The sequence below is a fragment of the Streptomyces sp. NPDC002057 genome, from assembly GCF_040296665.1.
In the GTDB taxonomy this organism is placed as follows: Bacteria; Actinomycetota; Actinomycetes; order Streptomycetales; family Streptomycetaceae; genus Streptomyces.
The window spans coordinates 169,134-195,687 of the sequence record NZ_JBEOXR010000007.1; the positions used below are offsets into that span (position 1 = coordinate 169,134).

Annotated in this window: 26 protein-coding genes and 1 riboswitch; of the genes, 9 read left to right on the forward strand and 17 right to left on the reverse strand. The window is 72.1% G+C overall.

Going from position 1 to position 26,554, the window contains the following annotated elements:
- Window positions 1-50: 50 nt before the first annotated feature.
- From ABT129_RS08920 to clpS, 8 genes are all read right to left on the reverse strand, one after another.
- A complete protein-coding gene (locus tag ABT129_RS08920; RefSeq protein ID WP_351898421.1) occupies window positions 51-167 on the reverse strand; it encodes a putative leader peptide in 117 nt (38 codons plus the stop codon).
- 44 nt (window positions 168-211) lie between these two features.
- Window positions 212-997, reverse strand: a complete 786-nt coding sequence (locus ABT129_RS08925) for an ABC transporter ATP-binding protein (protein ID WP_351898423.1) — start codon at window positions 995-997, stop codon at window positions 212-214.
- Entirely contained in the window at window positions 994-2,151 is a 1,158-nt protein-coding gene (locus ABT129_RS08930; protein WP_351898426.1) for a FecCD family ABC transporter permease, read from the reverse strand. The genes ABT129_RS08925 and ABT129_RS08930 overlap by 4 nt, the downstream gene beginning before the upstream one ends.
- Complete coding sequence (locus tag ABT129_RS08935; RefSeq protein ID WP_351898428.1) at window positions 2,148-3,122, reverse strand: ABC transporter substrate-binding protein; 975 nt, start codon at window positions 3,120-3,122, stop codon at window positions 2,148-2,150. The genes ABT129_RS08930 and ABT129_RS08935 overlap by 4 nt, the downstream gene beginning before the upstream one ends.
- Before the next feature lie 59 nt (window positions 3,123-3,181).
- A riboswitch (cobalamin riboswitch) is annotated at window positions 3,182-3,255 on the reverse strand.
- Between the two features lie 31 nt (window positions 3,256-3,286).
- Window positions 3,287-3,715: a M67 family metallopeptidase gene (locus ABT129_RS08940; RefSeq protein ID WP_351898431.1), complete on the reverse strand. Its 429-nt coding sequence runs from the start codon at window positions 3,713-3,715 to the stop codon at window positions 3,287-3,289.
- 100 nt (window positions 3,716-3,815) lie between these two features.
- Window positions 3,816-5,243, reverse strand: a complete 1,428-nt coding sequence (locus ABT129_RS08945; RefSeq protein WP_351898433.1) for an amino acid permease — start codon at window positions 5,241-5,243, stop codon at window positions 3,816-3,818.
- A 327-nt stretch (window positions 5,244-5,570) separates the two neighbouring features.
- The gene (locus ABT129_RS08950) at window positions 5,571-6,152 is read right to left on the reverse strand and encodes a DUF2017 domain-containing protein (RefSeq protein ID WP_351898436.1); all 582 of its coding nucleotides are present in this window, start codon (window positions 6,150-6,152) and stop codon (window positions 5,571-5,573) included.
- The gene (gene clpS / locus ABT129_RS08955; protein WP_351898438.1) at window positions 6,152-6,457 is read right to left on the reverse strand and encodes an ATP-dependent Clp protease adapter ClpS; all 306 of its coding nucleotides are present in this window, start codon (window positions 6,455-6,457) and stop codon (window positions 6,152-6,154) included. Before clpS ends, ABT129_RS08950 begins: the two co-directional genes overlap by 1 nt.
- A 146-nt stretch (window positions 6,458-6,603) precedes the next feature.
- Here clpS and ABT129_RS08960 point away from each other — a divergent pair, with 146 nt between their 5' ends.
- The gene (locus tag ABT129_RS08960) at window positions 6,604-7,932 is read left to right on the forward strand and encodes a nicotinate phosphoribosyltransferase (RefSeq protein WP_351898440.1); all 1,329 of its coding nucleotides are present in this window, start codon (window positions 6,604-6,606) and stop codon (window positions 7,930-7,932) included.
- 81 nt (window positions 7,933-8,013) lie between these two features.
- A complete protein-coding gene (locus ABT129_RS08965; protein ID WP_351898442.1) occupies window positions 8,014-8,613 on the forward strand; it encodes a nicotinamidase in 600 nt (199 codons plus the stop codon).
- An 18-nt stretch (window positions 8,614-8,631) separates the two neighbouring features.
- Here the strand turns inward: ABT129_RS08965 and ABT129_RS08970 are convergent, their stop codons facing one another.
- Together ABT129_RS08970 and ABT129_RS08975 are read right to left on the reverse strand one after the other, a co-directional pair.
- Window positions 8,632-8,943 carry a hypothetical protein gene (locus tag ABT129_RS08970; protein WP_015033879.1) on the reverse strand — a complete coding sequence of 104 codons (312 nt, stop codon included), beginning with the start codon at window positions 8,941-8,943 and terminating at the stop codon, window positions 8,632-8,634.
- Between the two features lie 122 nt (window positions 8,944-9,065).
- Window positions 9,066-11,504, reverse strand: a complete 2,439-nt coding sequence (locus tag ABT129_RS08975; RefSeq protein ID WP_351898445.1) for an immune inhibitor A domain-containing protein — start codon at window positions 11,502-11,504, stop codon at window positions 9,066-9,068.
- Between the two features lie 362 nt (window positions 11,505-11,866).
- Between ABT129_RS08975 and ABT129_RS08980 the strand changes: the two genes are divergently transcribed.
- Window positions 11,867-12,145 (forward strand): hypothetical protein, encoded by a 279-nt coding sequence (locus ABT129_RS08980; RefSeq protein WP_351898448.1) that lies wholly within the window; start codon window positions 11,867-11,869, stop codon window positions 12,143-12,145.
- Window positions 12,146-12,172: 27 nt separating this feature from the next.
- On the opposite strand, the gene ABT129_RS08985 is transcribed toward ABT129_RS08980, so the two are convergent.
- The gene (locus tag ABT129_RS08985; RefSeq protein WP_351898450.1) at window positions 12,173-12,913 is read right to left on the reverse strand and encodes an RDD family protein; all 741 of its coding nucleotides are present in this window, start codon (window positions 12,911-12,913) and stop codon (window positions 12,173-12,175) included.
- Window positions 12,914-13,010: 97 nt separating this feature from the next.
- Window positions 13,011-14,549 (reverse strand): RDD family protein, encoded by a 1,539-nt coding sequence (locus ABT129_RS08990; protein WP_351898452.1) that lies wholly within the window; start codon window positions 14,547-14,549, stop codon window positions 13,011-13,013.
- A 312-nt stretch (window positions 14,550-14,861) separates the two neighbouring features.
- Here ABT129_RS08990 and ABT129_RS08995 point away from each other — a divergent pair, with 312 nt between their 5' ends.
- A complete protein-coding gene (locus tag ABT129_RS08995; protein WP_351898455.1) occupies window positions 14,862-15,353 on the forward strand; it encodes an SsgA family sporulation/cell division regulator in 492 nt (163 codons plus the stop codon).
- Between the two features lie 28 nt (window positions 15,354-15,381).
- Here the strand turns inward: ABT129_RS08995 and ABT129_RS09000 are convergent, their stop codons facing one another.
- Complete coding sequence (locus tag ABT129_RS09000; protein ID WP_351898457.1) at window positions 15,382-16,749, reverse strand: FAD-binding oxidoreductase; 1,368 nt, start codon at window positions 16,747-16,749, stop codon at window positions 15,382-15,384.
- 98 nt (window positions 16,750-16,847) lie between these two features.
- On the opposite strand from ABT129_RS09000, the gene ABT129_RS09005 reads away from it, so the two are divergent.
- Window positions 16,848-18,386 (forward strand): tetratricopeptide repeat protein, encoded by a 1,539-nt coding sequence (locus ABT129_RS09005; RefSeq protein ID WP_351898459.1) that lies wholly within the window; start codon window positions 16,848-16,850, stop codon window positions 18,384-18,386.
- Window positions 18,387-18,622: 236 nt separating this feature from the next.
- Here the strand turns inward: ABT129_RS09005 and hppD are convergent, their stop codons facing one another.
- Window positions 18,623-19,768, reverse strand: a complete 1,146-nt coding sequence (hppD, locus tag ABT129_RS09010; RefSeq protein WP_351898462.1) for a 4-hydroxyphenylpyruvate dioxygenase — start codon at window positions 19,766-19,768, stop codon at window positions 18,623-18,625.
- Window positions 19,769-19,889: 121 nt separating this feature from the next.
- Here hppD and ABT129_RS09015 point away from each other — a divergent pair, with 121 nt between their 5' ends.
- The 4 genes from ABT129_RS09015 to ABT129_RS09030 all read left to right on the forward strand — a co-directional run bounded on the left by ABT129_RS09015 (window position 19,890) and on the right by ABT129_RS09030 (window position 22,696).
- Window positions 19,890-20,357 carry an Lrp/AsnC family transcriptional regulator gene (locus tag ABT129_RS09015; protein ID WP_351898464.1) on the forward strand — a complete coding sequence of 156 codons (468 nt, stop codon included), beginning with the start codon at window positions 19,890-19,892 and terminating at the stop codon, window positions 20,355-20,357.
- A gap of 179 nt (window positions 20,358-20,536) precedes the next feature.
- Window positions 20,537-21,118 (forward strand): ArsR/SmtB family transcription factor, encoded by a 582-nt coding sequence (locus ABT129_RS09020; RefSeq protein WP_351898466.1) that lies wholly within the window; start codon window positions 20,537-20,539, stop codon window positions 21,116-21,118.
- A 19-nt stretch (window positions 21,119-21,137) separates the two neighbouring features.
- Window positions 21,138-21,335 carry a hypothetical protein gene (locus tag ABT129_RS09025; protein WP_351898469.1) on the forward strand — a complete coding sequence of 66 codons (198 nt, stop codon included), beginning with the start codon at window positions 21,138-21,140 and terminating at the stop codon, window positions 21,333-21,335.
- Window positions 21,332-22,696, forward strand: coding sequence for an MFS transporter (locus ABT129_RS09030; RefSeq protein ID WP_351898471.1), 1,365 nt, complete (start codon window positions 21,332-21,334; stop codon window positions 22,694-22,696). The genes ABT129_RS09025 and ABT129_RS09030 overlap by 4 nt, the downstream gene beginning before the upstream one ends.
- Here the strand turns inward: ABT129_RS09030 and ABT129_RS09035 are convergent.
- From ABT129_RS09035 to ABT129_RS09045, 3 genes are all read right to left on the reverse strand, one after another.
- Window positions 22,629-23,423, reverse strand: coding sequence for a S16 family serine protease (locus tag ABT129_RS09035; protein ID WP_351898474.1), 795 nt, complete (start codon window positions 23,421-23,423; stop codon window positions 22,629-22,631). The genes ABT129_RS09030 and ABT129_RS09035 overlap by 68 nt on opposite strands.
- 164 nt (window positions 23,424-23,587) lie before the next feature.
- Complete coding sequence (locus ABT129_RS09040) at window positions 23,588-24,229, reverse strand: IclR family transcriptional regulator (RefSeq protein ID WP_015033894.1); 642 nt, start codon at window positions 24,227-24,229, stop codon at window positions 23,588-23,590.
- Window positions 24,230-24,703: 474 nt separating this feature from the next.
- Window positions 24,704-26,494: a DEAD/DEAH box helicase gene (locus ABT129_RS09045; RefSeq protein WP_502981694.1), complete on the reverse strand. Its 1,791-nt coding sequence runs from the start codon at window positions 26,492-26,494 to the stop codon at window positions 24,704-24,706.
- Window positions 26,495-26,554 lie beyond the last annotated feature (60 nt).

A 26,554-nucleotide genomic window follows, 5' to 3' on the forward strand; every position in this document is an offset into this window, starting at 1 on the left:
GGGGCCCCCGCGCGGAGGGGGGTCGTACGAGGGTGCGCTCGGCCGGTCGCTCAGAGCGCGGCGCGGGTCGGACAGATCGCGCTGGCGAGGCGGCACAGGTCGACGTGCAGGCGCGCCACGAGCAGCAGGCCGCTCGGGCTCTCTTCGCTCACGTCGTGGGAAACCATGGGCTCATCGTATCGATTCCCGGTCCGGGTTCCGGAATGTGATCTCACATGGTGGATAGTTCCTGACCGCCTGCCGGACGGTGCTGGTAGAGGACGGTCGGGCTGCCGGTCCTCGGATGCGGGATGACCTCGGTCTCCACACCGTAGACGGCCTCCAGGAGGGCCGGGGTGAGGACCTCGGCGGGGGTGCCGCCGGTGACGACCCGGCCCCGCTCCAGGACGTAGATCCGGTCGCAGTACGCCCCCGCCAGGTTGAGGTCGTGGAGGGCGAGCAGGTTGGTGGTGCCCAGCGTACGGACGAGGGCGAGGACGTCGAGCTGGTTGCGGATGTCCAGGTGGTTGGTGGGTTCGTCGAGGACGAGGAGGGCCGGTTCCTGGACGAGGGCGCGGGCGACGAGGGCGCGTTGGCGTTCGCCGCCGGAGAGGGTGGGGTAGGCGCGGTCGGCGAGTTCGGTGAGGCCGACGCGGGCGAGGGCGGTCCCGGTCCGCTCGCGGTCGGCGCCCGTGTCGCCCTCCCAGAACCGCTTGTGCGGGGAGCGGCCGAGGGTGACCAGTTCGCGGACGGTCAGCTCGAACTCGGTGGCGCTGTCCTGGGGGACGGTGGCGACGCGGCGGGCGCGGGCCTTCGGCCCGATGGCGTGGAGGTCGTCGCCGTCGAGGAGGGCGCGGCCCGCGGTGGGGGCGAGGGTGCCGTAGACGCAGCGCAGGAGGGTGGTCTTGCCGCTGCCGTTGGGGCCGATGAGGCCGACGGTCTCGCCGGGGCGGACGGTGAGGTCGACGGCGCGGAGCCGTTCCTCGTACGAGAGGCCCTCCAGGCGCAGTTCGGTCACAGGGACGCCCCTTCCGGGCGGCGGCGCATCAGCCAGAGGAAGAACGGGCCGCCGGTGAGGGCGGTGAGGACGCCGACGGGGATGTCCTGGGGCGCGGCGACGGTACGGGCGCCGAGGTCGGCGAGGACCAGGGCGAGCGCGCCGCCGAGCGCGGCGACGGGGAGGAGCCGGCGGTGCGGGGCGCCGACGGCGAGGCGGGCGGCGTGCGGGGCCATCAGGCCGACGAAGCCGACGGCTCCGCTGGCGGCGACCATGACGGCGGTGACGAGGGAGGCGAGGACGAAGACGGCGGCGCGGAAGCGGGGGGTGTCCAGGCCGAGGACGGTGGCGCTCTCCTCGCCGACGAGGAGGAGGTCGAGCGGGCGGGCGAGGGTGAGGAGGACGCCGACGCCGAGCGCGAGGACCGCGGCGGGCAGGACGAGGGTGTCCCAGCGGGCGCTGCCGAGGCCGCCGAGGGTCCAGTACAGCGCCTCCTGGAAGTGTTCGGGCCGGCCGGCGACGACCAGGAGGAGGGTGGCGAGGGCGGAGAGGATGTACGAGACGGCGACTCCGGCGAGGACGAGCCGGCTGCCCGTCATGGTGCCGCCGCGCCGCGCGAGCCCGTAGACGAGGACGAGGGAGACCAGGGCTCCGGCGAAGGCTCCGGCGGGCAGGGCGAGGGTGGTGGTGATCCCGCCGCCGATGCCGACGACGAGGACCAGGACGGCTCCGGCGGAGGCGCCGGAGGAGACCCCGAGGAGGAAGGGGTCGGCGAGCCGGTTGCGGACGAGGGCCTGGAGGACGGCGCCGACGACGGCGAGCCCGGCGCCGACGACCGCGCCGAGCAGGACCCGCGGCAGCCGGACGTCGAGGACGATCGTCCGGTACGGGGAGGGCCCGGCCCGCCCGGTGAGCGCGTCGATCACCTGGCCGGGCGGGATGCGGACGGAGCCGAGGGCGAGGGAGACGAGCGAGGCGAGGGCGAGGGCGACGAGCAGCCCGAGGACGACGACCGGATACGGCAGCCGGCCGACGGCGGCCCGGCGGGCCTCGGCGGCGGGCCGGCCGGCGGCCCCGGGGTCCCGCCCCGCCCCGGGGCGGGGCTTCGCGCCGGTCGGGGCGGGGGGTGTGGCCGGGGTGTCCCGTCCGCCGGTCTCGCGCGTCCCCGTGTTCATCGGGTGGTGGGGTGGAGCTGGGCCGCCAGCTTGTCGAGGGCGGCGGGGACGCGGACGCCGAGGACCGTGTCGGAGAGCGGCATGACCGCGAACCGGCGGTTCTTGATCGCGGGGACGTCCTTGAGGGCGGGGTCGTCGAGGAGCCGCTTCTTCTTCTGTTCGACGGTGGTGGAGCCGTAGTCGTAGATGACGACGACCTCGGGCTTGCGGGCGACGACCTGCTCCCAGGTCGCGTCGCCGAAGGCCTTGCCGAGGTCGGCGAAGACGTTGCGGCCGCCGGCGCGGGTGATGAGCTCGTTGCCGATGCCCTTGCCGCCCGCGGTGAACGCGGTCTTGTCGCCGCTGTCGTAGACGAAGACGGAGACGGGCTTCACGCCCTTGAGGCGCTTCTCCTGGGCGGCGACGGTGCCGCGGGCCTCGCGGATCCAGGTCTCGGCCCGGTCGCCGACGCCGAAGGTCCGGCCGATCTCGCGGACCTCGCGGTAGAGGTCGTCGAGGGAGGGGGAACCGGAGGGGCAGTACTCGGTGTTGAGGCGGGTGGCGATGCCGGCGCGCTTCAGGTCGTCGCGGCCGCGCCCGTCCTTGGCGTCGAAGGCGGAGCCGTAACCGCCGTACACGAAGTCGGGGTTCGCGGCGAGGAGGGCCTCCTTGGAGGGGTACTCCTTGGCGAGGACGGGGACCGTGTCGTACGCCTTCTTGTAGGCGGGGAGGATCGCGTCGTCCAGGTAGGCCGTGCCGACGAGCGACTTCTCCAGGCCGAGGGCGAGCATGATCTCGGTGACGTGCTGGTTCATGGTGACCGCGCGCTTCGGCGGGGCCTGGTAGGTCGCCTTCGCACCGCAGTTGGTGACGGTGTACGGGAATCCGGGCGCGGCCTTCGCCGCGGGCGCCTGCTCCGCGGGGGCCGAGCAGCCGGCGAGCAGGGGGACGAGGGCGGCGGCGGGCAGCAGGGTACGACGGTGCCAGGTCATGGCGGAGTGCCTCCTCCGGGGATTTCCACGTCCCCAGTCGGTGGTGGGAGGCGGCAGGTCAGTTCCTGGCTCCCGGCGCCCGGAGGCGCCGGTCACAGTGGCGGGACCGTGCCGGATTCTCACCGGCTTCCTGGGTCCTGCCGCCCGGGTTCCGGGTCAGTCTCTCAGGCGTCGTACGCCTCGACGACCTTGACCTCCTCCTCGGTCACGACGCCGTCGACGATCGAGTAGGAACGGAACTGGAAGGGTCCCGTGCCGTCGCTGTCGGCGGTGGAGACGAGGACGTAGTGGGCCTGGGGCTCGTTGGCGTACGTGATGTCCGTGCGGGACGGGTAGGCCTCGGTCGCGGTGTGCGAGTGGTAGACGATGACGGGCTCCTCGTCCCGGTCGTCCATGTCGCGGTAGAGCTTGAGCAGGTCCGCGGAGTCGAACTCGTAGAACGTGGGCGAGCGGGCCGCGTTGAGCATCGGGACGAAGCGCTCGGGGCGCCCGGTGCCGGCCGGGCCCGCGACCACGCCGCAGGCCTCGTCGGGGTGGTCCGCGCGGGAGTGGTCCACGATCTGGTCGTACAGGGCCCGGGTGATGGTCAGCATGGCGACAGGATAAGCGTGCGGGCCGTTCCGTACCGGGGAGTGGTACGGAACGGCCCGCATGCCGAGACGGTCGAGGTGGCGGCCTCTTGGGGAAGGCCGGTTACGACCGCTTGGCGAAGGCCGCACCCTCGGGGTTGCGGGCCTTGAGGACCAGGTAGGAGACGCCCAGGATCAGACCCCAGACCGGGGCGCAGTACAGGGAGACCCGGGCGCCCTCGTCGATGCCCATCATCACGATGACCATGCCGATGAAGAGGAGCGCGAACCAGCTGGTGTACGGGGCTCCGGGGGCCTTGAAGGTGGACTCGGGGAGTTCGCCGCGGTTCGCCTTGGCGCGGTAGCGGATCTGGCAGACCAGGATCATGATCCAGGCCCACATGCCGGAGATGGTGGCGAAGGAGACGACGTACTCGAAGGCCTTGCCGGGGGCGACGTAGTTGATCCAGACGCCGACGAGCATCAGCGAGGCCGAGAAGGTCAGGCCGAGCAGCGGGGTGCCGCTCTTGGTGAGCTTCGTGAAGACCTTCGGGCCCTGGCCGTTGAGCGCGAGGTCGCGCAGCATGCGGCCGGTGGAGTACATGCCCGAGTTGCAGGAGGAGAGGGCCGCGGTCAGGACCACGAAGTTGACGATGGCGGCGCCGACGCCGAGGCCCATCTTCTCGAAGGCGGCGACGAACGGGGAGACGCCCGGCTGGAACTCGGTCCACGGGACGACCGACAGGATCATGATCAGCGCGCCGACGTAGAAGACGGCGATGCGCCACGGCACGGTGTTGATGGCCTTGGGCAGGACGGTCTTCGGGTCCTTGGACTCGCCCGCGGTGACGCCGACGAGCTCGACGGCGAGGAAGGCGAACATGACGATCTGCAGGGTCATCAGCGTGTTGCCGATGCCGGTGGGGAAGAAGCCGCCCTGGTCCCACAGGTGGGTCACGGAGGCGGTGTCGCCGGCGTCGGAGAAGCCGATGGTGAGGATGCCGGCGCAGATCAGGATCATGCCGATGATCGCGGTGACCTTGACCATGGAGAACCAGAACTCCAGCTCACCGAAGAGCTTCACGGAGATCAGGTTGGCGCCGTAGAGGATGACCGTGAAGACCAGTGCGGAGATCCACTGCGGGATGTCCCACCAATAGGTCATGTACGTGGCCGCGGCGGTGACCTCGGTGATGCCGGTGACGACCCAGAAGAGCCAGTACGTCCAGCCGGTCACGAAGCCCCAGAACGGGCCGACGAACTCGCGTGCGTACTCCGCGAAGGAGCCGGACACGGGGCGGTACATGAGCAGCTCGCCCAGGGCCCGCATGATGAAGAAGATGACCAGGCCCGCGATGGCGTACGCGAGGATCAGGCTGGGGCCCGCCTTGGCGATGGCCTTGCCGGCGCCGAGGAAGAGGCCGGTGCCGATGGCACCGCCGATCGCGATCATCTGGATCTGCCGGGCGCCGAGGCCACGCTGGTAGCCCTCGCCGCCGTCCACGGCCCCGTCGGTGCCGTCGTGCTGCTTGTCGACCTGCACAGAGGTCATGGTGGTGCGCCTTTCTCCATGCTGATCCGCGCGACTGCGAGTGCGTCTGCCGCGGATCAGATCCTGATCCCCCCGGATGTGGATGGAGTGCCACCGGCGGTCAGCCGGTCGGAGCGCCCTCGGGAACAGGGGTGGCGTCCCCGAGCGGTCGTGAAGATTTATCACGGGGTGGGACGCGATCGAGGGAATCGGCTGTGGCGCACGCCACATGAATCGCCAGGCGAAAAGGATTCAACACGGCAAAGCGGACGCTCCGATAACGCATTCGTTATCCGGATTTGAGCGTCCGCTGAGCGAACACCCCGCCGCGGAGGGGTGGCGGGGCCGCTACGACATCAGGGTTTCGACGAGGGACTCCTGGAGCGCCCCCAGCCAGAGGTACGCCATCACCATCGGCTTGCGCGGGTCGGAGTCCGGCAGCCGGTACAGCTGCTCGCTCTCCTCGTCGGTGACCTCCAGGCGGGTCCCGATGGTCAGCCGGAGGTCGTTGAGCGCGCCGAGCCAGGCCCGGGACTCGTCCGGGGTCAGCTTCAGGACGACGCCGCCCTCGTCCGTCGCGTCGGCGGAGAGCCCGTCCAGGGCGCGGATGACGACGAGGGCGTCCTCGCGCTTGCGGGCCCGCAGGTCGTTCTCGGTGTAGCGGCGGAAGTCGGAGGCGGCCGCCCGCAGCTCCTCGCTGTCGTCCCCGTACGCGTCGGGGAAGAGGCGCTTGAGCGCGGGGTCGGACGGCGGCTTGCTCGGGCCCTCGGCGAAGAGCGCGGCCAGCGGGTCCGCGTCGGCGGCGGGCTCGTCGCCCGGCCCGATCAGTTCCATGAGCTGGACGGCGAGGGAGCGGAGGATGGAGATCTCGACGTCGTCGAGGGCGACGGCCGCGCCGCCGCCGGGCAGGGTCTCGAAGCGGCCGGCCATCAGCCGCGGTCCTGGGTGAGGGTCGCCCACAGGCCGTAGCCGTGCATGGCCTGCACGTCGCGTTCCATCTCCTCGCGGGTGCCGCTGGAGACGACCGCGCGGCCCTTGTGGTGCACGTCGAGCATCAGCTTGTGCGCCTTGTCCTTGGAGTAGCCGAAGTACGCCTGGAAGACGTAGGTCACGTAGCTCATCAGGTTGACCGGATCGTTGTGCACGAGGGTCACCCACGGCACGTCCGGTTCGACGACGGCCGACACCTTCTCGGCCGATTCCGTACGTTCGATCTCAATAGGCGCGACGCTCACTCACCCCATGCTGCCACCCCGAGGGGTCCGTCGCACAAACGGGTCACCTGCGCGCGGACGGGCGGGCCACCCGCTCGGCCCATGATCCGTCACTCACCCGGCCCCCTATTCGTCACTTTGACGATTTCTGCGCTAGCATCGCTGACATGAACGCTGCGGACCTTGGGTTGCCGGTGGACGTGCCGTCGACCGCGCTCTTCACCGATCAGTACGAGCTGACCATGCTCCAGGCGGCCCTCCGGGCCGGCACCGCCGACCGGCGATCCGTCTTCGAGGTCTTCACCCGGCGGCTGCCCGAGGGCAGGCGCTACGGCGTCCTCGCCGGAGTCGGCCGGGTCCTGGACGCCGTCGAGAACTTCCGCTTCGACCCGGCCGTCCTGGCCTTCCTGCGCGAACGCGGCATCGTCGACGAGCCGACCCTGGAATGGCTGGCCCGCTACCGCTTCTCCGGCGACATCTGGGGCTACCCCGAGGGCGAGGTGTACTTCCCCGGCTCGCCCGTCCTGCGCGTCGAGGGCTCCTTCGCCGAGTGCGTGCTCCTGGAGACGGTGATCCTCTCCATCCTCAACCACGACTCGGCGATCGCCGCCGCCGCCTCCCGCATGTCGGCCGTGGCCGGCGGGCGCCGGCTGATCGAGATGGGTGCCCGGCGCACCCACGAGCTGGCGGCCGTCGCCGCCTCCCGCGCCGCCTACGTCGGCGGCTTCGACTCCACCTCCGACCTGGCGGCCGGCTTCCGCTACGGCATCCCGACCGTCGGCACCTCCGCCCACGCCTTCACCCTCCTCCACGACAGCGAGCGGGACGCCTTCCGGGCCCAGGTCGAGACCCTCGGGCGGGGAACGACGCTGCTGGTCGACACCTACGACGTGGCCGAGGCCGTCCGTACGGCCGTGGAGGTCGCGGGACCCGAGCTCGGGGCGGTCCGGATCGACTCCGGCGACCTGCTGCTCGTCGCGCACCGGGTGCGGGCGCAGCTGGACGAGCTGGGCGCGCGGGACACCAGGATCGTCGTCACCTCCGACCTCGACGAGTACGCCATCGCCTCTCTGGCGGCGGCCCCGGTCGACGCGTACGGGGTGGGCACCCAGCTGGTCACCGGCAGCGGCCACCCGACCTGCTCCATGGTCTACAAGCTGGTGGCGCGGGCGGCCTCGGCCGACCTCAGGGCGCCCCTGGTGCCGGTCGCCAAGAAGTCCCTCGGCGGCAAGGCCTCGGTCGGCGGCCGCAAGTGGGCGGCGCGCAGGCCCGACGCGGACGGGGTGGCCGAGGCGGAGGTCGTGGGCACCGGGCCGGTGCCGCCGGAGCTCGCCGACCACCAGCTCCTGGTCGAGCTGGTGAAGGGCGGTGACGTGGTGGCCAGGGAGCCGCTGGAGGCCGCCAGGTCCCGGCACATCTCGGCCCGCTCCGGACTGCCGATGTCGGCGATCCAGCTCTCCCGGGGCGAGCCGGTGCTGCCGACGGAGTACCTGTAGGTCCTCCGGCCCCCTCCCACCGGGAGAGGGAAGTCTCTAGGCTCGAACCCACCCCTCCCCGACGCGCTAAGGACACCCGCCATGCACCGCGCATTGATCGTTGTGGACGTTCAGAACGACTTCTGCGAGGGCGGCAGCCTCGCGGTGACCGGCGGCGCGGACGTCGCCGCCGCCATCACCGACCTGGTCGGCCAGACGGCGGGCACCTCCTACCGGCACGTGGTCGCCACCCGCGACCACCACGTCGACCCGGGGGCGCACTTCGCCCCGGCCGGTGAGGAGCCGGACTACCTCACCTCCTGGCCGGTGCACTGCGTGGCCGGTACGGAGGGGGTCGGCTTCCACCCGAACTTCGCGCCGGCCGTCGCCAGCGGGGCGATCGACGCCGTCTTCGACAAGGGCGCGTACTCGGCGGCGTACAGCGGGTTCGAGGGGCACGACGAGAACGGGCGGACGCTCGCGGAGTGGCTGCGCGAGCGGGACGTCACCGAGGTCGACGTGGTGGGCATCGCCACCGACCACTGTGTCCGGGCGACGGCGCTGGACTCGGCCCGCGAGGGCTTCCGGACCCATGTGCTGCTCGATCTGACGGCCGGCGTCGCGAAGGCGTCGACGGACCGGGCCCTGGAGGAGCTGCGGGCGGCGGGCGTGGAACTGACCGGGAAGCCGGTCGTGGCCTGACGGCGGACGGGACGCGCCCTAGGCCGCCGGTTCCCTGGGGAGGGACCGTACGGGGTGCCAGAGCTCCTGGGCGGCGCCCGGGGTGGATCTCCACAGCAGGCCGTCCGGGTGGTGCAGGACGGCGGTGATCTCGTCCGGGGTGGGCGGCTCGCTGTTGCCTCGGAGGTAGACCGCCCGGAGACCGAGGTTCCGCAGCCTGGTCAGGGCGCGGGCACGGTTGGCGGCGTGGACCAGGAAGCGGACGGTGGCGCCGTCGCGGGCCGGGCTCGGCAGCCCTATCGCGACGACCACACTGCCTCCCGGCAACTTGCAGAACCCTCCGTTGGGCATGCGGAACCACTCCCCCGTGGATCGAATGTCAATAAGAAAAGCGTCAGACGCACCTAAACACGATCGGCCGTCGCCCGCTAGGGGGCGACGGCCGATCATGCTTTGACCTGCGGTTTTACTGACTACTTCTTGGACGGACCCACGCGGACCGTGATCGTCTCGCCGTTCTTCGGCTCCTTGACGACCTCGATCTTGGTGTTGGTGTCAGTTACCTGGACACCGGCGCGAGCGGTCTCCTGGAACCAGTAGGTGCCCTTGCGGTCGTCGAAGACCGGGTTGCCCTTCTGGGAGTTCACCCACGTCGCGACGTCCGCCTTGTGGAGCTGGAGGGCGTCGGTGCGGTAGGTGCCGAAGGTGGAGTCGTACGCCTGGACGCGGTTGCGCATCAGGGTGCCGTCCTTCCACTTCAGCGGGGTCGGGTGGGCGTCGACCGGAAGGATCAGACCCTGGCCCGGGTGGACCGCGGTGTTGTTGTCCTTCTGGGAGAGGTCCCACTTCCAGATGAGCAGACCGTTCTGGTACGGGTAGTGCTCGACCCAGCTGGACTTCTCACCGGTGAACCCGAAGTTGTACGGGCCGACCTTGAGGGTGGCGTCGTACGAGACGTACTGGCGGTTCTCCGCGATGTAGTACTGCTCGTACTCCTTCGTGAAGCCCTTGCCGACCCGCGAGAAGCCCTTGGCGACCCAGCCGTTGTCACCGTTCTCGGCGCCGTCGGAGAAGACGGGGGCGCCGTCGGCGGTCACGGTGATGGCGTCGGCGGTGAAGCCCTTGCCGCCCGCGCCGCCGTCCGTCTGGTAACGGAAGCGGAGGTCGAACTTCTTGCCCGCGTAGGCGTTGAGGCCGTAGACGAGCTTCTTGTGCGTGCCGGAGACGTCGGTCAGCGCCGGGGCGCCGCTCGCGTCGCGCGGGATGGCCTTGCCGTCGGCGGTGCCGTCGAGGGCCGTCCAGTTGGAGCCGCCGTCGGTCGAGACCTCGGCGTACAGGTAGTCGTAGTCGAGCTCGATGTCGTACCAGCCCTGGAGCTCCAGGGAGGCGGACGTCTTGCCCGTCAGGTCGACGGAGCGGGTCAGGGTGTTCTTGAGGTCGTCACCCATGTTGCTCCACCACTGCGTGGCACCCTCGGCGGGGGCGACGACATCGGTGGTGACCGGCTTCTTCGGCAGCTCGACGATCAGCGCCTGCGGGTTCTTGGTGTTGTACTCCGCCACGCCCAGCTTGTGGGTGGAGTTCCACTTGCGGCCCTCGTTGGCGACCTTGGTGTAGTTCAGCCAGCCGAGCTGCAGCTTGTCCCAGGCGTTCATGTCGCCGGGCAGGTCGCCGATGGCGTCCTTGCCGCGGCCGAGCCAGGAGCCGGAGGACATGAGCGACCAGAAGCCGGTCGAGTTCTCGGCGCCCGGGAGGCCGGAGGTGTCGTACAGGTCCGGCAGACCGAGGTCGTGGCCGTACTCGTGCGCGAAGACGCCGAGGCCGCCGTTCTCCGGCTGCATCGTGTAGTCGCCGACCCAGATGCCCGAGTCACCGATCTGCGTACCGCCGGCCTTGTTGTTCGCCGGGCCGGTCTTGCCCGCGTTGGTGCCGTACGCGTACCAGCGGTGGGCCCACAGGGCGTCGCCGCCCTGGGCGCCGCCGCCCGCCGACTCGTCCTCGCCCGCGTGGACGATCTGGAAGTGGTCGATGTAGCCGTCGGGCTCGTTGAAGTTGCCGTCGCCGTCGAAGTCGTAACGGTCCCAGAGGTCGTACTGGGCCATGTCGGCCTTGATCTGGGCGTCGGTGCGGCCCTTGGCCTTCTGGTCGGCCACGAAGGCGGTGACGCCGTCGCGGACCGCGTCCCAGACGTTGGAGCAGTTGCTGTTGCCGCAGTAGTTCGAGCCGTAACGGGCCTCGTTGTACTCGACCTTGACCCAGTCGGAGACGTTGCCGTCGACCGAGTAACGGCCGGACGAGGTCTTCTCGTAGTAGGTCTTCAGCGACTGCTTGGCCTGACCCTTGGCGTCCTTGCCGGTGCCGAAGTACAGGTCCTGGAAGTGCTGCTGGTTGTAGTCGGCCTTCCAGTCCGTGGAGTTGTCGTGCTTACGGTCCGGCTTGGCTATCTGGTTGTGCAGCGGACCGGGCGTGCCGCCGAACTTCGGCTTCGGCTCGGTCGTGTCGTCGTCGGCACGGTCGACGAGGGTGGTGGTGTCCACCTTGTCGCCGAACTCGACGAGGATCGTGAAGATCTTGTCGGTCTTCTCGCGGCCCAGCTCGACGTACTTCTTGCTGTCGAGCTTGACGACCTGCGAGCCGCCGCGGCGCTCGACCTTCGACTCACCGCTCAGCACCTGCTCCAGGGCAGCCTTGCGCTGCTGCTCCTGCTGCCGGCTGAAGGGCCCCTCGAGGTCGTGGTCGACCGCCGCCTTGTCGACGCCGGCGCCGGGCGCCGGGTCGTGACGAACGTCGGCCGGCGTCACGCTGCCGTGATTGTCGGCCCAAGCGGTGGTGAAGGTCGAGGCGGTGGCGGCGGTAGCCGCGAGCGCCACGACGACTGCGGACGTTCTGATCGCCCGTCGTCTGTTGGTCACTTGAAATGTCCTCCCCGGCGCCCGCGCTCTTCGGACCGAAGGTGGGGTGTCCGTCCGGCGGGGTCGCGCGTCACAAGTGACGACATTCGACCGGAGGGAGGCAAGAAAAGACAGATCTTGACTTGCACAGACCAACTGCACTATGTGGGAGCCGAATTTCGATATCCGGACACTCTTCCACCCCTCCCCAGCCACCCCGGAGACCCCAACAGGCGCATTGACGGAGGCACTTGCCCGCCAGGATGACTCCGTGCGCCCCCCTGTGCCCCCGGCACCGTGGGTTACGTCACGCTTACGCGCGGGCCGCTCGGGCATCCACTGTCATAGAGTCGAACCGTTGTCCTGAGAGGGCGGTACCTGTCATGCAGCGTCCGAACGCCGCACAGCTCGCCTACGGTTCGGCCACCGTCGTCCTCGCGACCGTCGCCCTGCTGCTGCTCTCGCGCACCACGTCGACGCTGGGCATCACGGTGATCAGCCTCGCGGGCCTGCTGCTCGGACTGCTCGTGGCGGTGAGGATGCCGGTGCGGACGGCCGCCGTCAAGACTCCGGAGCCCACCCCGCCCCCTTCCGGGAACGAAGAGATCCGGGTACCGACCGCGCGCGTGGGCGCGGGGGCCGATACCCGGACCGGTTCGTGACGCTTCGTCCGCGCTGAGGCGGATGTGTCACCGCGCGGCGGAGACCACGACCGTCTTCGCCGCCTTGTCGTGCAGACCCTGCTTGTAGGGCTTGTCGACCAGGATCAGGATCAGCAGGAGCAGCGGCCACAGGCAGGCGCAGCAGATCAGCGCGGGCAGCCACAGGACGATCGCGCGCAGCAGTGACTGGCTCATCGGGGGCGTCGAGCCGTCGTTGAGCATCGCGACCCGCAGCTTCATCCACTTCTTGCCGAGGGTCTGGCCGTTCTTGGCCACCATCACCGTGTCGTAGGCGACGTACGCGACGATCGTGATCAGCTGGAAGATCAGCTGGCTGCCGCCGTTGAGGCTGTTGACCGTGTCACCGAAGTCGCTGCCGTCCTCGGTCGCCCGCTGGTAGATGTCGAACGGGATACCGATGATCGCCAGCGGGATCGCGATGATCAGCCAGTCGATGATCCGGGCGATGATCCGCTTGCCGGACTCGGCGAGCGGCGGCATCCCGGAGAGCGGATCGGTCCCGCCGTACCCGCTGCCGTAGCCGCTCCCGTACGGAGGCGGGGGCGGCGGCGGCATGCCGCCGTCGTACGGGGAACCGCCCGAGGGGCCGTACGGACTCCCGGGCGGCTGACCTCCCGGCGGCGGCCCGGGCGGCGGCGGGTCGGAGGGGGGCGGCTGGCCGGCGGAGGGGGGCGGGGGCTCCTGGGGCCTCTTGAGGAACGGGTCCTCCTCGGGCGGCTGGCCGGACGGCGGCTGATCGGTGCTCATGGGGGCAGTGCATCCCGGGCACGGCGCCCCCGCAAGGAATCACCGCCCGTTCGGGGGACCCTCCGCCATCAGGGGTCCGGCGGCCCCCCGCGCCAGGTCAGCGCGCCACGAAGGTACGGGCCGCCTTGTCGTGCCAGCACTGCCGCCAGGGACGGTCGAAGAGGCACCACAGGACGTTGAGGACGCCGACGGCCAGCAGACCCAGAACGCTGTAGACGAGCCAGCGGCGCAGGGAGGCCCCGAACCTCGGCGGCTGGTGCGCCTCGATGTCCCGCACCTCGATCCCGCACAGCTTCTTGCCGAGCGTGCGGCCCCACTTGGCCGTGGGCAGCGCCTCGTACAGGACGCCGATGACGAACAGCGCGGCCAGCGCGATGCCGAACTGGACGGACGTGGTCCCGTCCACCAGCCAGACCTGGACGGTGACGCCGGACTGCTTGGCCGCCTCGATCTTGCCGTCGATGTGCGCGAGGGCGGCGGTCACGAACGGGAAGGAGGCGGCGCCGACGAGCGCCCCCAGGACGACGGTGTCGATCAGCCGGGCGAGCAGACGCCTGCCGAGCCCGGCGGGGCGCGCGGAGGCCTGGGCGCGGGCCGCCTGGACGAAAAGGTCGTCGACCGGCGGCTTCCAGGGGACGACGGGCGGCTGACCCTGGGACTGCTGCTGCCCTTGGGGCTGCTGCGTCTGGGGCTGGGGCGGGGACTGCTGGGCCCAGGAGGGCGTGGCGGGCGCGGGAGCCGGTGCGGGCGCCTGGTGCGCGGGTGCGGGGGCGGCCTGGTGTACGGGGGCGGGCGTGGGCGCGGGGGCCGGTGCGGCCGCTACGGGCTCGGGAGCCGACCGGGGGGCGGGCCGCGACTGCCGGGGCGTCGGCTGGGGCTGCTGGGGCGCCGGCTGGGGCTGCTGGGGCGCCGGGGCGGGCGTGGGGATCGGCGTGACCGGCATCCCGCCGAGTCGCGCCGCTCCCCCGGTGGCCCGGGGGTCCGCCGCCCGTTCGGGCGCGGGGGCCGGTGCCCCGGCGGGTTCAGCCGCACCGGCGACCGGCCACTCCGCCGGGGTGCGCGGGTCCGGGGTCCGGGGCGCGCCCCAGGAGACCCGCTGGTCGCGGTCGCCGCCGAAGCCGGTCTGGCGGGAGGTGTCCGCCTGCCAGGCGGAGGCGGGCTCCGGGGCGACCGGCTCCTCGTCGAAGAAGACGGGCCCGGTCTCCTCCACGGCCGGTACGGGAGCCGGCGCGACGGGCCGGGGCTGGAACGGGGCCTGGGGCAGGGCCTGGGCGGTGACGTGCGCGGGCGCCTGGACCTGGGCCGGGACGGAGGCGGCGGGACCCGCGGGTTCGGGGGAAGGCACGGGCTCGACCGAGCGCACGGGCTCGACGGTCCGCACGGGCTCGGCGGTCCGCACCGGCTCGGCGGTCTGCGCGGAGACCGGTGCCGGGGCGGGGCCGGAGGCCAGGATCGGGCCCGCCGGAATCGCCGAGGCGGGCGGGCCGGGCGGAACCTCGCCGTCCCGGGGGGCGGGCCGGCTCGTACCGGGAACCCAGGCGCCCCCGTTCCAGTACCGGATGTACCCGGGAATGGACGGGTCCGGGTAGTACCCCGCCTGCGGTACCTCTTCGCCGCCTCCAGGAGGAGTAGCCACTGCCCCGACTCCGTTCAGTCACAACGCCCTTGAACCGCGCGGCCGCGTGCCGGGCGTGCCGCGCCCAAGGAGGACAGTAACGAAGAACGTCCCCGAGGGAACAAAGAGCCCGCGAGAAAGGCCGCCTTCGGGGGGACACGTACCGGAATCGATCACTCCCGGTGATGTTCGGGCCGTTACATACCCCTGCCCCGGAGCGGCCAGGAAAAACTTCCCGAAAAAACTTCCCGAAGTCGCGTAATGAACCGTGGGGACCCCGCTCTCTCCCAGTGAAGGCCCACCAGGGGCCGGTCCGCGAGAGGGAGTACGACCATGCAGAACACCGACAACACCACCGTCGAGCGCGAGCTGGAGCTGAAGCTGGTGCTCTCCCCCGAGCGCGCCGTCCCCGTCCCCGCCCGCCTCGCCTACCGCACCGACGACCCCTACGCCGTCCACATCACCTTCCACATCGGCACGGACCACCCGGTCAACTGGACGTTCGCACGCGAACTGCTGGTCGAGGGCGTGTTCCGGGCGTGCGGGCACGGCGACGTGCGGATCTGGCCCACCAAGGTCGACGGGCGCGGTGTCATCCTGATGGCGCTCTCCTCCCCCGACGGCGACGCCCTCCTCGAAGCCCCGTCCTCGCAGGTGTCCGCCTGGCTGGAGCGGACCCTGCGCGCGGTGCCGCCGGGCACCGAGTCCGAGCGGCTCGGCATCGACGACGGCCTCGCCGAACTCCTGGCGACCGCCGCGGCCACCGACGAGCTGTGGCTGCGCGACCCGTGGCCGTCGGACGAGTCGCAGGACGGCGAGCTGTGACCCCCGTGCCGGAGGGCTCGGTACGGAGTCAGAAGAGCTTTCCGGGGTTGAGGAGGCCCAGCGGGTCGAACGTCGCCTTGATCCCGCGCTGGAGTTCCAGACCGACCGGCCCCAGCTCCCGCGCCAGCCACTCCTTCTTGAGGACGCCCACGCCGTGTTCGCCGGTGATCGTGCCGCCCAGCGCGAGCCCGAGCGCCATGATCTCGTCGAAGGACTCCCGCGCGCGCCGCGACTCGTCCTCGTCGGTGTGGTCGAAGCAGACGACGGGATGGGTGTTGCCGTCACCGGCGTGCGCGCAGACGCCGATGGTCAGGCCGTACTTCTCCGCGACGGCCGCCGTGCCGTCGAGCATCTCGGCGAGCCGCGTCCGCGGCACGCACACGTCGTCGATCATCGTCGCGGACTTGATCGTCTCCAGGGCCGTGAGGGAGAGCCGGCGCGCCTGGAGGAGGAGTTCGGACTCGGCGGCGTCCGCGGCCGGGACGACCTCGGTGGCCCCCGCCGCCCCGCACAGCTCCCCGACGGCGGCCAGGTCGGCGGCCGGGTCCGGGGTGTCGAAGGCGCACAGGAGCAGCGCCTCGGTGGTGTCGGGCAGCCCCATGCGCGCCAGCCTGTTGACCGCCTGGACCGTGGTGCGGTCCATGAGTTCGAGGAGCGACGGGGTGTGACCGCGCTCCATGATCGTGCAGACGGCCGCGCAGGCGGCGGCCGCGGAGGGGAACTCGGCGACGAGCGCGAGCTGCGCCGGGGGCTGCGGCCTGAGGGCGAGCACGGCCCCCACGACGATGCCGAGACTGCCCTCCGAACCGACGAAGAGCCTGGTCAGGTCATAGCCGGCGACGCCCTTGGCGGTGCGGCGGCCGGTGGTCAGGAGGCGGCCGTCGGCGAGGACGACGTCGAGGCCGAGGACGTACTCGGCGGTCACCCCGTACTTCACGCAGCACAGGCCGCCGGAGGCCGTGCCGATGTTCCCGCCGATGGTGCACGTCTCCCAGCTGGACGGGTCCGGCGGGTAGTACAGGCCGTGTTCGGCGACAGCGCGTGACAGCACGGCGTTGACCACGCCCGGTTCGACGACGGCGATCCGGTCGACCGGGTTGATCTCCAGGATCCGGTCCATCTTGACCAGGGAGAGCACGATGCAGCCCTCGGAGGCGTTGGCGCCGCCGGAGAGACCGGTACGGGCCCCCTGGGGGACGACCGGGACGCGGAACTCGGTGGCGGTGCGCATGACGTGCTGGACCTGCTCCACGGTGCGCGGGAGCACCACGACCGCGGGGCTGCCGGCCTCGCAGAAGCTCGCCATGTCGTTCGCGTAGGAGGCGGTCACGTCCGGGTCGGTGAGCAGTGCCTCGGCGGGCAGCCCGGCGCGCAGCCGCGTCAGAAGATCGTCCATACGTCCAGCGTGGCACCCGGGGCCATCGGTGTGAACCCGCCGGGGCGGGCGCTTCGTGTGCTCTTCGTACAGGTGCGGGCGGGCGCACAGTGAGCGCCATGAAGACGCAGAACGTGTCGAGGACGGTCCTGGCGGCCGGAGTGGGCGCGGTGCTCGCGGCCACGGCGCTGGTGTACCTCCCCGAGCTGGTCGGCCAGGGGCCGCCGCGCCCGCCCGGCCCAGCGGAGCGGGCGACGATCGCGGCACACGCGGGCGCGCAGGCCGCGCTGCCCGACCTGGCCGCGCTGATCACCGACCGGGAGACGTGGCTGCGGGCCCACCCGGACGACGAGGCGTCCTGGGCGGAGTTGGGCGCGGCGTACACGGAGCGCGGGACGCGCCTCGGTGACGTACGGGACTATCCGCGGGCCGAACGGGCGCTGCGGCGCTCCCTCGCGGAGAAGCCCGCCGCGCGCGGCAACCTGGACGCGCAGCTGGGGCTGGGGGCGCTCGCGGGGGCGCGCGGCGACTGGAAGACGGCCAGGGAGTGGGGCGAGCGGGTGCGGAAGGCGGACCCGCGCCGCTGGTCCGCGTACCCGGTCCTGATGGACGCGTACAACGGCCTCGGCGACTACAAGGCGGCCCAGAAGGCGATGGAGGGCCTGGAGGGGCTCCACGCGGGCGCGGTGGTGCGGACCAGGGCGGCGCAGACCTACCGGGACCGGGGCTGGCGCGAGGACGCCGACGCGGCGGCCCTGGCGGCGGCGGCGCTCGCGGAGACGGGCGCGGAGAAGGCGGCGGCGCTCGCCCGGCTCGGGGACCTGGCGTGGGAGCGGGGCGAGCCGGAGGAGGCGCTGACCCGGTACGGGACGGCGCTGCGGCTCGTACGGGACCACGGGCCCTCGCTCGCGGGCCGGGCGCGGGCGCTCACGGCGCTCGGCCGCACCGACGAGGCGCTGCGGGAGTGGCGGGCGGCCCTGGCCCGGCTGCCGCTGCCGGAGTACGTCCTGGAGATGGGCGAGCTGTACGAGTCGCTCGGCCGGGACGGTGAGGCGCGGGCCCAGTACGCGCGCCTGCGGACGGGTACCTGGGCCCGGGGTGAGGTGCCCCTGGCGCTGCTCGACGCGGACCACGGCGATCCGGCGGCCGCGGTCACCCGGATGCGGGCGGAGTGGGCACGCGGGCACCGGTCGGTGCGGGTCGCGGACGCGCTGGGGTGGGCGCTGTTCCGGACGGGCCGGCCGACGGAGGCGCTGGAGTTCGCGAAGCGGGCCACGGAGGAGGGGCTGCGGAGCGCGCTGTTCGCGTACCACCGGGGCGAGATCGAGCGGGCCCTCGAACAGTCCGGACCGGCCCGCCGTCATCTGGCGGAGGCGCTGCGGATCAACCCGGAGTTCTCGCCGCTGCTCGCGCCGAAGGCGGCGGAGGCGCTGGCGGCCGTGGGCGAGCCCCCGGACGAGCTCCCGAAGGAACTCCGCCAGGAGCCCGACGAGCCCTCGACCGCGGCGGCGGGCGCGCCCGGACGGCAGCGGAAGGCCACGGGGGCGGCGGGGGCGTCTGGGGCGTCGGAATCCGCGGAGTCGTCGCGGGCCGCGGGCTCCTCGAAGCCGTCCGAGCCGTCCGAGCCGCAGGAGCAGGCGGGGGCGGCGAAGCCGTAGGGCGGGTGACGGCGCGGGCGCCGGGCGGGTCTCGCGGCCCGGGGCCGGCCCTCGGCGGCCCGGCGGCCCCCGCCCGGCGCGACGGGTGCGGCGTCCCGGGCGAGCCCCGTGTCCCGCCGGGACGCCGAGGGCCGGTCCGGGGCCGGCTGTCGCCGGGTGCCCGGGCCGACCCGGTAGGTGGCGCACGGTGAGGGGCCCGGAGCATGGCCCCGGGCCCCTCACCGTACGGACGCGTGCTAGAGGTTGCCGCGCTTCTCCTGCTCGCGCTCGATGGCCTCGAACAGCGCCTTGAAGTTGCCCTTGCCGAAGCCCATGGAGCCGTGGCGCTCGATCATCTCGAAGAAGACGGTCGGGCGGTCCTGGACCGGCTTGGTGAAGATCTGCAGCAGGTAGCCGTCCTCGTCGCGGTCGACAAGGATCTTCAGCTCGCGCAGGGTCTCGACGGGCACGCGGGTCTCGCCGGCCCACTCGCCGAGGGTGTCGTAGTACGAGTCGGGGGTGTCGAGGAAGGAGACGCCCGCGGCCCGCATCGCGCGCACGGTGGCGACGATGTCGTTGGTGGCGAGGGCGATGTGCTGGACGCCGGCGCCGCCGTAGAACTCCAGGTACTCGTCGATCTGCGACTTCTTCTTCGCGATCGCCGGCTCGTTGATCGGGAACTTCACCTTGAGGGTGCCGTCCGCGACGACCTTCGACATCAGCGCCGAGTACTCGGTCGCGATGTCGTCGCCCACGAACTCCTTCATGTTCGTGAAGCCCATGACCTTGTTGTAGAAGCCGACCCAGTCGTTCATCCTGCCGAGCTCGACGTTGCCGACGCAGTGGTCGATGGCCTGGAAGGTGCGCTTGGCCGGCGGCTCGACGATCGGCTTCGCGGCGACGAAGCCCGGGAGGTACGGGCCGTCGTAGCCGGAGCGCTCGACGAGGGTGTGGCGGGTCTTGCCGTACGTGGCGATGGCGGCGAGGACGACGGTGCCGTTCTCGTCCTTCACCTCGTGCGGCTCGGTGAGGCCGGTGGCGCCGTGCTCGACGGCGTAGGCGTAGGCGGCGCGCGCGTCCGGCACCTCGATGGCCAGGTCGACGACGCCGTCGCCGTGCTCGGCGACGTGGTCGGCGAGGAAGCGGCCCCGGTCGGTGGAGACCTTGATGACGGAGGTGAACACGAAGCGGGCGGCGCCGTTGGTGAGGACGTAGCTGGCGGTCTCGCGGCTGCCGTTCTCCGGTCCGGAGTAGGCGACGAGCTTCATGCCGAAGGCCGTGGAGTAGTAGTGCGCGGCCTGCTTGGCGTTGCCGACGGCGAAGACGACCGCGTCCATTCCCTTCACGGGGAAGGGATCGGCCTGCCGCGCCGTGGAGGGGGTGTGATCGATGGTCTCAGTCATGGCAGCAATGTCCCTCCGTTCTGCAAGGTGCGCAAGAGTTCGCTGTTCCCCTGGTCATGTTGCACAGCTATCCGCGAGGATGACCGGGCGACTTGTACATCCTGACCACGGGGAGGCCGCTGTGGCGATCGATCATTTGGACGGGCGGCTGATCGCGCTCCTGGCGCGCGAGCCGCGCATCGGGGTCCTGGAGGCCTCCCGACGGCTCGGGGTGGCGCGGGGCACGGTGCAGGCACGGCTCGACCGGCTCCAGGCGAGCGGGGTGATCCGCGGCTTCGGGCCGCAGGTGGACCCGGCGGCGCTGGGCTACCCGGTGACGGCCTTCGCGACGCTGGAGATCAAGCAGGGCCAGGGGGCGGACGTGCGGGGCCATCTGGCGACGGTGCCGGAGGTCCTCGAACTGCACACGACGACGGGCCACGGCGACATGCTCTGCCGCCTGGTCGCCCGCTCGAACGCGGACCTCCAGCGGGTGATCGACCGGGTGGTCGGCTTCGAGGGCATCGTCCGGGCGTCCACGGCGATCGTGATGGAGAACCCGGTACCCCTGCGCATCATCCCGCTGGTGGAGCAGGCGGCGCGGGAGTAGCCGGGGCGGAACGGCCGGAGGGCGCGGAGCGGAGGGCGGAGAGCGGAGGCCGGACGCCGGACGCCGGACGCCGGACGCCGGACGCCGGAGGCAAGGGGATTCCGCCGCCGCCGGAGTTGCAAAGGAGCTGTTGCAAAGAATCCCTTGCAGCCCTTCCTTTGCAACCCTACGGTCGAGCCATGCCCGAGCCCGAGGAACTCCCCCACCGCACCCTGGACCCGCGCTCCCTGCGCGGGCTCGCCCACCCTCTCCGCATCCAGCTGCTGCGCTCCCTGCGCCACCACGGACCCGCCACCGCCTCCCAACTGGCGGCGCAGCTGGGCGAGTCCAGCGGAGCGACCAGCTACCACCTGCGTCAGCTCGCGGTCCACGGCTTCGTCCAGGACGATCCGACACGCGGCAAGGGGCGGGAGCGCTGGTGGAAGGCGGGCCCGCAGAGCACGAGCGTCGACGAGTCGCTCTACCGGAACCCGGACCCGGAGATCCGGGGCGCACTCGACGTCTACGTCCACGAGGTCGCGACCATCCACACGCAGGAGCTGAGCACCTACCTCGGCACCCGGCACGACTGGGACCCGCGCTGGCTCGGCGCCTCCGACATGAGCGACTTCACGCTGCGCCTGCCGCCCGAGAAGCTCCGCGAGCTCGACGGGAGGCTGCACGCCCTCATCGAGGAGTACCGGGACGTCGAGGAGGCGGACGCGCCGGACGCCGAGCGCGTACGGATCCATCTGCACGCGTTCCCCCAGCACGGGAACTGACGGAAGGGACCACGCAGTCATGCACGCCGACCTTCACCTCCGCCTCCACCGGCTGCGCGCCGGGGAGCTCCACCGGGCCGCCGCCGCGGCCGCCCGGTCGCGCACCGCACCCCACCGGCCCTCCCTCGCCCTCCGCGTCCGGCTCGGCTGGAAGCTGGTCGAATGGGGCCTGCGGATGGCCACGCCCACCGGCCGCCCGGCCCCCCTGGCCGCATGACCGCTCCGGGGGGACGCGCCGCACCCACCGCGCCGGGGGGCGAGGGCACGGACACGACGAAGAACGACCGCACCCCGCTGGCCACCGTACTGACCGCCAACGCCGTCTCCATCACCGGCAATTCGCTCACCCTCATCGGGGTGCCGTGGTTCGCGCTCGACACCACGGGAAGCCCCGGCAAGGCCGGTCTGGTCGCCTTCTGCGCCGCGCTGCCCGTGCTCGTCTCCGCGATCGCCGGCGGCCCGGTCATCGACCGGCTCGGGCGGCGCCGCGTCAGCATCGCCTCCGACCTGGTCTGCGGGCTCGCGCTCGCCGCGATCCCGCTGCTGCACCACACCGGCGTCCTGGAGTTCTGGATGCTGTGCGCGCTGATGGCGGTCAACGGGCTGTGCCACGCGCCCGGGGAGATGGCCCGGCACGTGCTCGTCCCCGACCTCGCCCGGCGCGCCGGGACCTCGCTCCCCCGGGCGGCCAGCCTGTACGACGCCGTGTCGCGCGGGGCCCGGATGGCGGGCGCGGCGGCCGCCGGCCTCCTGATCGCCTTCATGGGCGCCGACACGGTCCTCGTCCTCGACGCGGCCACCTTCGCCCTCTCCGCGCTGCTGGTCGCCGCGGGCCTGCGCGGGGTGCCCTCGGCGGAGCCCGTACGGGACGGCCCCCGCCTCTCCCCCGCCCGCTACCGGGCGGACCTGCGCCAGGGGTACGCCTTCCTGTTCCGCGCCCGGCTGCTGCTCGGCATCACCGTCATGGTGATGGTGACCAACGGCCTCGGCCAGAGCTGGAGTTCGGTGCTGCTCCCCGTCCACGCCGGGGAGGCGCTGGGCGGTCCGGCGGCCCAGGGCCTGCTCGTCTCGGTCTTCGGCGGCTGCGCCCTGGCCGGGGCCCTGCTCTACGGGGCGGTCGGGGACCGCTTCCCGCGCCGGGCGGTCTTCACGGCCGGCTTCCTGCTCGGCGGCGCCCCGCCGTACGTGGTGGCCGCGTTCACCGACACCACCGCGCCGCTGCTCGTGACGATGGCGGCGGCCGGGTTCGGCGTCGGGGTCCTCAACCCGATCCTGACCACGGTCATGTACGAACAGGTCCCCGACGCCCTGCGCAGCCGGGTCATGGGCGCGAGTACGGCGGGGGTGCTGCTCACGACCCCGCTGGGCGGTCTGGTGGCGGGCCTCCTCGTCGAGCGCGTCGGCCTGACCTCGACCCTGCTCGGCATCGGGGGGCTGTACTTCCTGACCACCCTCTCCCCGCTGGTCTTCCCGTCCTGGCGGACCATGGACGCCACGGCGCCGGGGGAGATCAGCAGGCCGGAACCTTCGCGTCCTGCCCCTGCTCCAGAGCCCGGAGGGACGCCACGGCGTCGCTGAGCGCGGTCACGGGGACGAGCCGCATCCCCTTCGGCAGCTCGGCCTCGGCGTCCGAGCACTCCGCCTTCGGTACGAGGAAGACGGTGGCCCCGTCCCGCGCGGCGGCCTGGGTCTTGAGGGAGACGCCGCCGACGGCGCCGACCTTGCCGTCGGCCGTGATGGTGCCCGTGCCGGCGACGGTCCGGCCGCCGGTGAGGTCTCCGCCGTCTCCGTCGCCGTCGAGCTTGTCGACGATGCCGAGGGAGAAGAGCAGCCCGGCGCTGGGCCCGCCGATGTCGGCGAGGTTCAGCACCACCTTCACCTGCTCGGGGTCCTTCTCCAGGAAGCCGAGGGCGGCGAGGGTGGCGGCGTCCTGCGACTCCTTCATCTGGCCGAGGTTGTGCTTCTCGACCTCCGCGTCGGACTTCCCCGATGGGTAGACGGAGTCGTGCGGCAGGACGGCCCGGTCGGTACGGAACCAGGCGTCGGCCACGTCCGCGAGGTCCACGTCGGCGGACGGTCCGGTCGCGACGATCGTCGTCATCCGCAGCTGCCCCTGGGTCGCGCGGACCGGGGCGCCGGTGATCGAGATGACCTCCGTCCCGTTGTCCTCACCGAGCACGTCGACGGTCGTGCCGGGCTGCGCGATCGCGTACGGCAGCGGCGCGAGCCCGACGACGGCGAAGAGCGCGGCGATGGGAAGGGCGCAGAGCGCGAGCGCGCGGGGACGAGAGAGACGGGAGAGCACACCCCCAATCTACTGGGCCCCGCCCCGCCCCTGGGCCGAGGGCACGACCGCCTCCGTCACGGGGCACGCGACCCGCCGCACCACCCTGCGGGACGGCGCCCGCACGGGAGGGGCGGGGCGGCGACCCGGCGGGGGCCGGAGGCGCGGTCCGGTCTCCGCGGGCTCTAGCGCAGCGCGTCCGCGACCTCTCGGGCCGCGTCCACCACCCGCGGCCCCACCCGCTCCGGCACCGCGTCCGCGAGCATGACGACGCCGACGCTGCCCTCGACTCCGGTCACGCCGACGAGCGGTGCCGCGGCGCCGCTCGCGCCGGCCTCCAGTTCGCCGTGGGTGAGGGTGAAGCCGGGTTCGATCAGTCCGCCCTGCCGGGCGGCGAGTATGGCGCGGCCCGCCGCGCCCCGGTCGAGCGGGTGACGGAAACCGGCCCGGTAGGCGACGTGGTAGTCGGTCCAGGTCGGTTCGACGACGGCGACGGCGAGCGCCTCCGCCCCGTCGACGAGGGTGAGGTGCGCGGTCGCGCCTATGTCCTCGGCGAGCGAGCGCAGCGCGGGCAGCGCGGCCTCCCGTACGAGGGGGTGGACCTGGCGGCCGAGCCGCAGCACCCCGAGGCCGACGCGGGCGCGTCCGCCGAGGTCGCGGCGGACGAGGGCGTGCTGTTCGAGGGTGGCGAGCAGCCGGTAGACCACCGTCCGGTTGACACCGAGTTTGTTGGACAACTCGGTGACCGTCAGGCCGTGGTCGGTGTCGGCGAGCAGTTTGAGGACTCTGAGTCCCCGGTCGAGCGTCTGGGAGGTCTCCGCGGTCACGACGCCCTCTCCTTCGGAGTGAGTGGCGGCGGGACTCTCACGGGGTTGCGTCGCCGGTCCCGTCGGCGACGCACGTCAGAGGCCGCCGGCAGGAAGGGGTACACCGGCTGCGCTCCGCGGCGGCGCTGCCACGGGGCGTTTGCTTTTGAGCCGGGACAGTAGCGACCCGCTCCGCTCAGCGGAAGACCTCGTCCAGAATCCGGGCGTCGGCGACCGTATCGAGACGGTTCGGGACCTTCGTCGGTCGGACGCGGGACTTTGGCGGACAAGATCGGCTTTGTCGTGCCCGTAGCGTGGGAGCCGCCGGAGACCGACCGTGGGGGCCGGTCTCCGTTGCCGGTCACGCCGGCGGTTCCGGCGATGGTTCCGCCGCCGCGGCACGAGTGAGGCCCGTACGAACGCCGTCGTACGGGCCTCAGCGGCGTCAGGGGGCGGTCGGCGGGACCGGGAGGTCACCGGCCGCGGACCGGGGGGTCACCGCATCCGGGTGGCCCACTCCTGCACCTTCTTGATCCGTTCCCGGATCTGGCCGGCGGTGGCCTCCGCGCTCGGCGGTCCGCCGCAGACCCGGCGCAGCTCCGTGTGGATCACACCGTGGGGCTTGCCGGTCTGGTGGACGTACGCGCCGACCATCGTGTTGAGCTGCTTGCGCAGTTCGAGCAGCTCCTTGTGGGAAACGACAGGACGCCGCTCCGCCGGAAGCTCCAGGAGGTCCGCCTCGTCGTCCGGCTTCTTGCGGCTGTGCGCGATCTGCCGGGCCTGGCGCTTCTGCAGCAGCAGCTGGACCTGGTCGGGTTCGAGGAGGCCCGGGATGCCGAGGTAGTCCTGCTCCTCCGCGCTGCCGGGGTGGGCCTGCATGCCGAACTCGGCACTGTTGTAGAGGACGCGGTCGAAGACGGCGTCGGACTCCAGCGCCTCGAAGGGCAGCATGTCCTGCTCGCCGGTGTCCTCGTCCTGCTCCCGCTCCGCCTCCGCCATCTCCTTCTCGGACTCGGCGTACGGGTCCTCCTCGCCCGCCTTCTTGGGCTTGTCGAGGACGTGGTCGCGCTCGACCTCCATCTCGTTGGCGAAACCGAGGAGGCTGGGGATCGTGGGAAGGAACACGGAGGCGGTCTCGCCGCGCCTGCGGGAACGCACGAAGCGGCCGACGGCCTGCGCGAAGAAGAGCGGGGTCGAGATCGTCGTCGCGTACACGCCGACGGAGAGGCGGGGTACGTCGACGCCCTCGGACACCATCCGGACGGCGACCATCCAGCGGTCGTTGTTCTCGCTGAACTCGTCGATGCGGTTCGAGGCGCCGGTGTCGTCGGAGAGGACGACGGTGGCCCTGGTGCCGGTGATCTCGCGGATCAGCTTGGCGTAGGAGCGGGCCGAGTCCTGGTCGGAGGCGATGACGAGGCCGCCCGCGTCGGGGATGGACTTGCGGACCTCGGTGAGCCGCTGGTCGGCGGCGCGCAGCACGTTCGGCATCCAATCGCCCTTGGCGTCCAGCGCGGTGCGCCAGGCCTGCGAGACGGCGTCCTTGGTCATCGGCTCGCCGAGGCGCGCGGCGATCTCGTCGCCGGCCTTGGTGCGCCAGCGCATGTTGCCGCTGTAGGAGAGGAAGATGACGGGCCGGACGACGCCGTCGCCGAGGGCGTTGCCGTAGCCGTACGTGTAGTCGGCCGAGGAGCGCCGGATGCCGTCGTTCCCCTCCTCGTACGTGACGAAGGGGATGGGGTTGGTGTCGGACCGGAAGGGCGTACCGGTCAGCGCGAGGCGCCGCGTGGCGGGCTCGAACGCCTCCAGGCAGGCCTCGCCCCAGGACTTGGAGTCTCCGGCGTGGTGGATCTCGTCGAGGATGACGAGGGTCTTGCGCTGCTCGCAGCGGTTGCGGTGGAGCATGGGCCGTACGCCGACTCCGGCGTAGGTGATGGCGACCCCGTCGTACTCCTTGCTGAGCGGCCCGGCGCTGTAGTCCGGGTCGAGCTTGATGCCTATCCGCGCGGCGGCGGCGGCCCACTGCTTCTTCAGGTGCTCGGTGGGCGCGACGACGGTGATCTGCTGCACGACGTGGTGGTGCAGCAGCCAGGACGCGAGGGTCAGGGCGAAGGTGGTCTTGCCGGCGCCGGGGGTGGCGACGGCGAGAAAGTCACGGGGCTGCTCCTGGAGGTACCTCTCCATGGCGCCCTGCTGCCAGGCGCGCAGCTTGCCCGCGGTACCCCAAGGGGCCCGTCCGGGGAAGGCGGGAGAAAGGTGATGGGAGGAGGTGGTGGTAGTAGTCACGATCTCCGGGTTCGACGCTCGTCCAGATATGACAACCGGGCCACCTTACCGGCGGCCCGG

Excerpts from the sequence above, each read along its gene's own strand:
- ABT129_RS09005 (WP_351898459.1), top strand. The coding sequence starts at position 16,848 with ATGAAGACGCAGAACGTGTCGAGGACGGTCCTGGCGGCCGGAGTGGGC.
- ABT129_RS08985 (WP_351898450.1), bottom strand. The coding sequence starts at position 12,913 with ATGAGCACCGATCAGCCGCCGTCCGGCCAGCCGCCCGAGGAGGACCCG.
- ABT129_RS08920 (WP_351898421.1), bottom strand. The coding sequence starts at position 167 with ATGGTTTCCCACGACGTGAGCGAAGAGAGCCCGAGCGGCCTGCTGCTC.
- ABT129_RS08950 (WP_351898436.1), bottom strand. The coding sequence starts at position 6,152 with ATGGCCGGCCGCTTCGAGACCCTGCCCGGCGGCGGCGCGGCCGTCGCC.
- hppD (WP_351898462.1), bottom strand. The coding sequence starts at position 19,768 with ATGACTGAGACCATCGATCACACCCCCTCCACGGCGCGGCAGGCCGAT.
- ABT129_RS08995 (WP_351898455.1), top strand. The coding sequence starts at position 14,862 with ATGCAGAACACCGACAACACCACCGTCGAGCGCGAGCTGGAGCTGAAG.
- ABT129_RS09000 (WP_351898457.1), bottom strand. The coding sequence starts at position 16,749 with ATGGACGATCTTCTGACGCGGCTGCGCGCCGGGCTGCCCGCCGAGGCA.
- ABT129_RS08940 (WP_351898431.1), bottom strand. The coding sequence starts at position 3,715 with ATGCTGACCATCACCCGGGCCCTGTACGACCAGATCGTGGACCACTCC.
- ABT129_RS09020 (WP_351898466.1), top strand. The coding sequence starts at position 20,537 with ATGCCCGAGCCCGAGGAACTCCCCCACCGCACCCTGGACCCGCGCTCC.
- ABT129_RS08930 (WP_351898426.1), bottom strand. The coding sequence starts at position 2,151 with ATGAACACGGGGACGCGCGAGACCGGCGGACGGGACACCCCGGCCACA.
- ABT129_RS09025 (WP_351898469.1), top strand. The coding sequence starts at position 21,138 with ATGCACGCCGACCTTCACCTCCGCCTCCACCGGCTGCGCGCCGGGGAG.
- ABT129_RS08935 (WP_351898428.1), bottom strand. The coding sequence starts at position 3,122 with ATGACCTGGCACCGTCGTACCCTGCTGCCCGCCGCCGCCCTCGTCCCC.
- ABT129_RS08970 (WP_015033879.1), bottom strand. The coding sequence starts at position 8,943 with ATGCCCAACGGAGGGTTCTGCAAGTTGCCGGGAGGCAGTGTGGTCGTC.
- ABT129_RS08980 (WP_351898448.1), top strand. The coding sequence starts at position 11,867 with ATGCAGCGTCCGAACGCCGCACAGCTCGCCTACGGTTCGGCCACCGTC.
- ABT129_RS08965 (WP_351898442.1), top strand. The coding sequence starts at position 8,014 with ATGCACCGCGCATTGATCGTTGTGGACGTTCAGAACGACTTCTGCGAG.
- ABT129_RS08945 (WP_351898433.1), bottom strand. The coding sequence starts at position 5,243 with ATGACCTCTGTGCAGGTCGACAAGCAGCACGACGGCACCGACGGGGCC.
- ABT129_RS09030 (WP_351898471.1), top strand. The coding sequence starts at position 21,332 with ATGACCGCTCCGGGGGGACGCGCCGCACCCACCGCGCCGGGGGGCGAG.
- ABT129_RS08960 (WP_351898440.1), top strand. The coding sequence starts at position 6,604 with ATGAACGCTGCGGACCTTGGGTTGCCGGTGGACGTGCCGTCGACCGCG.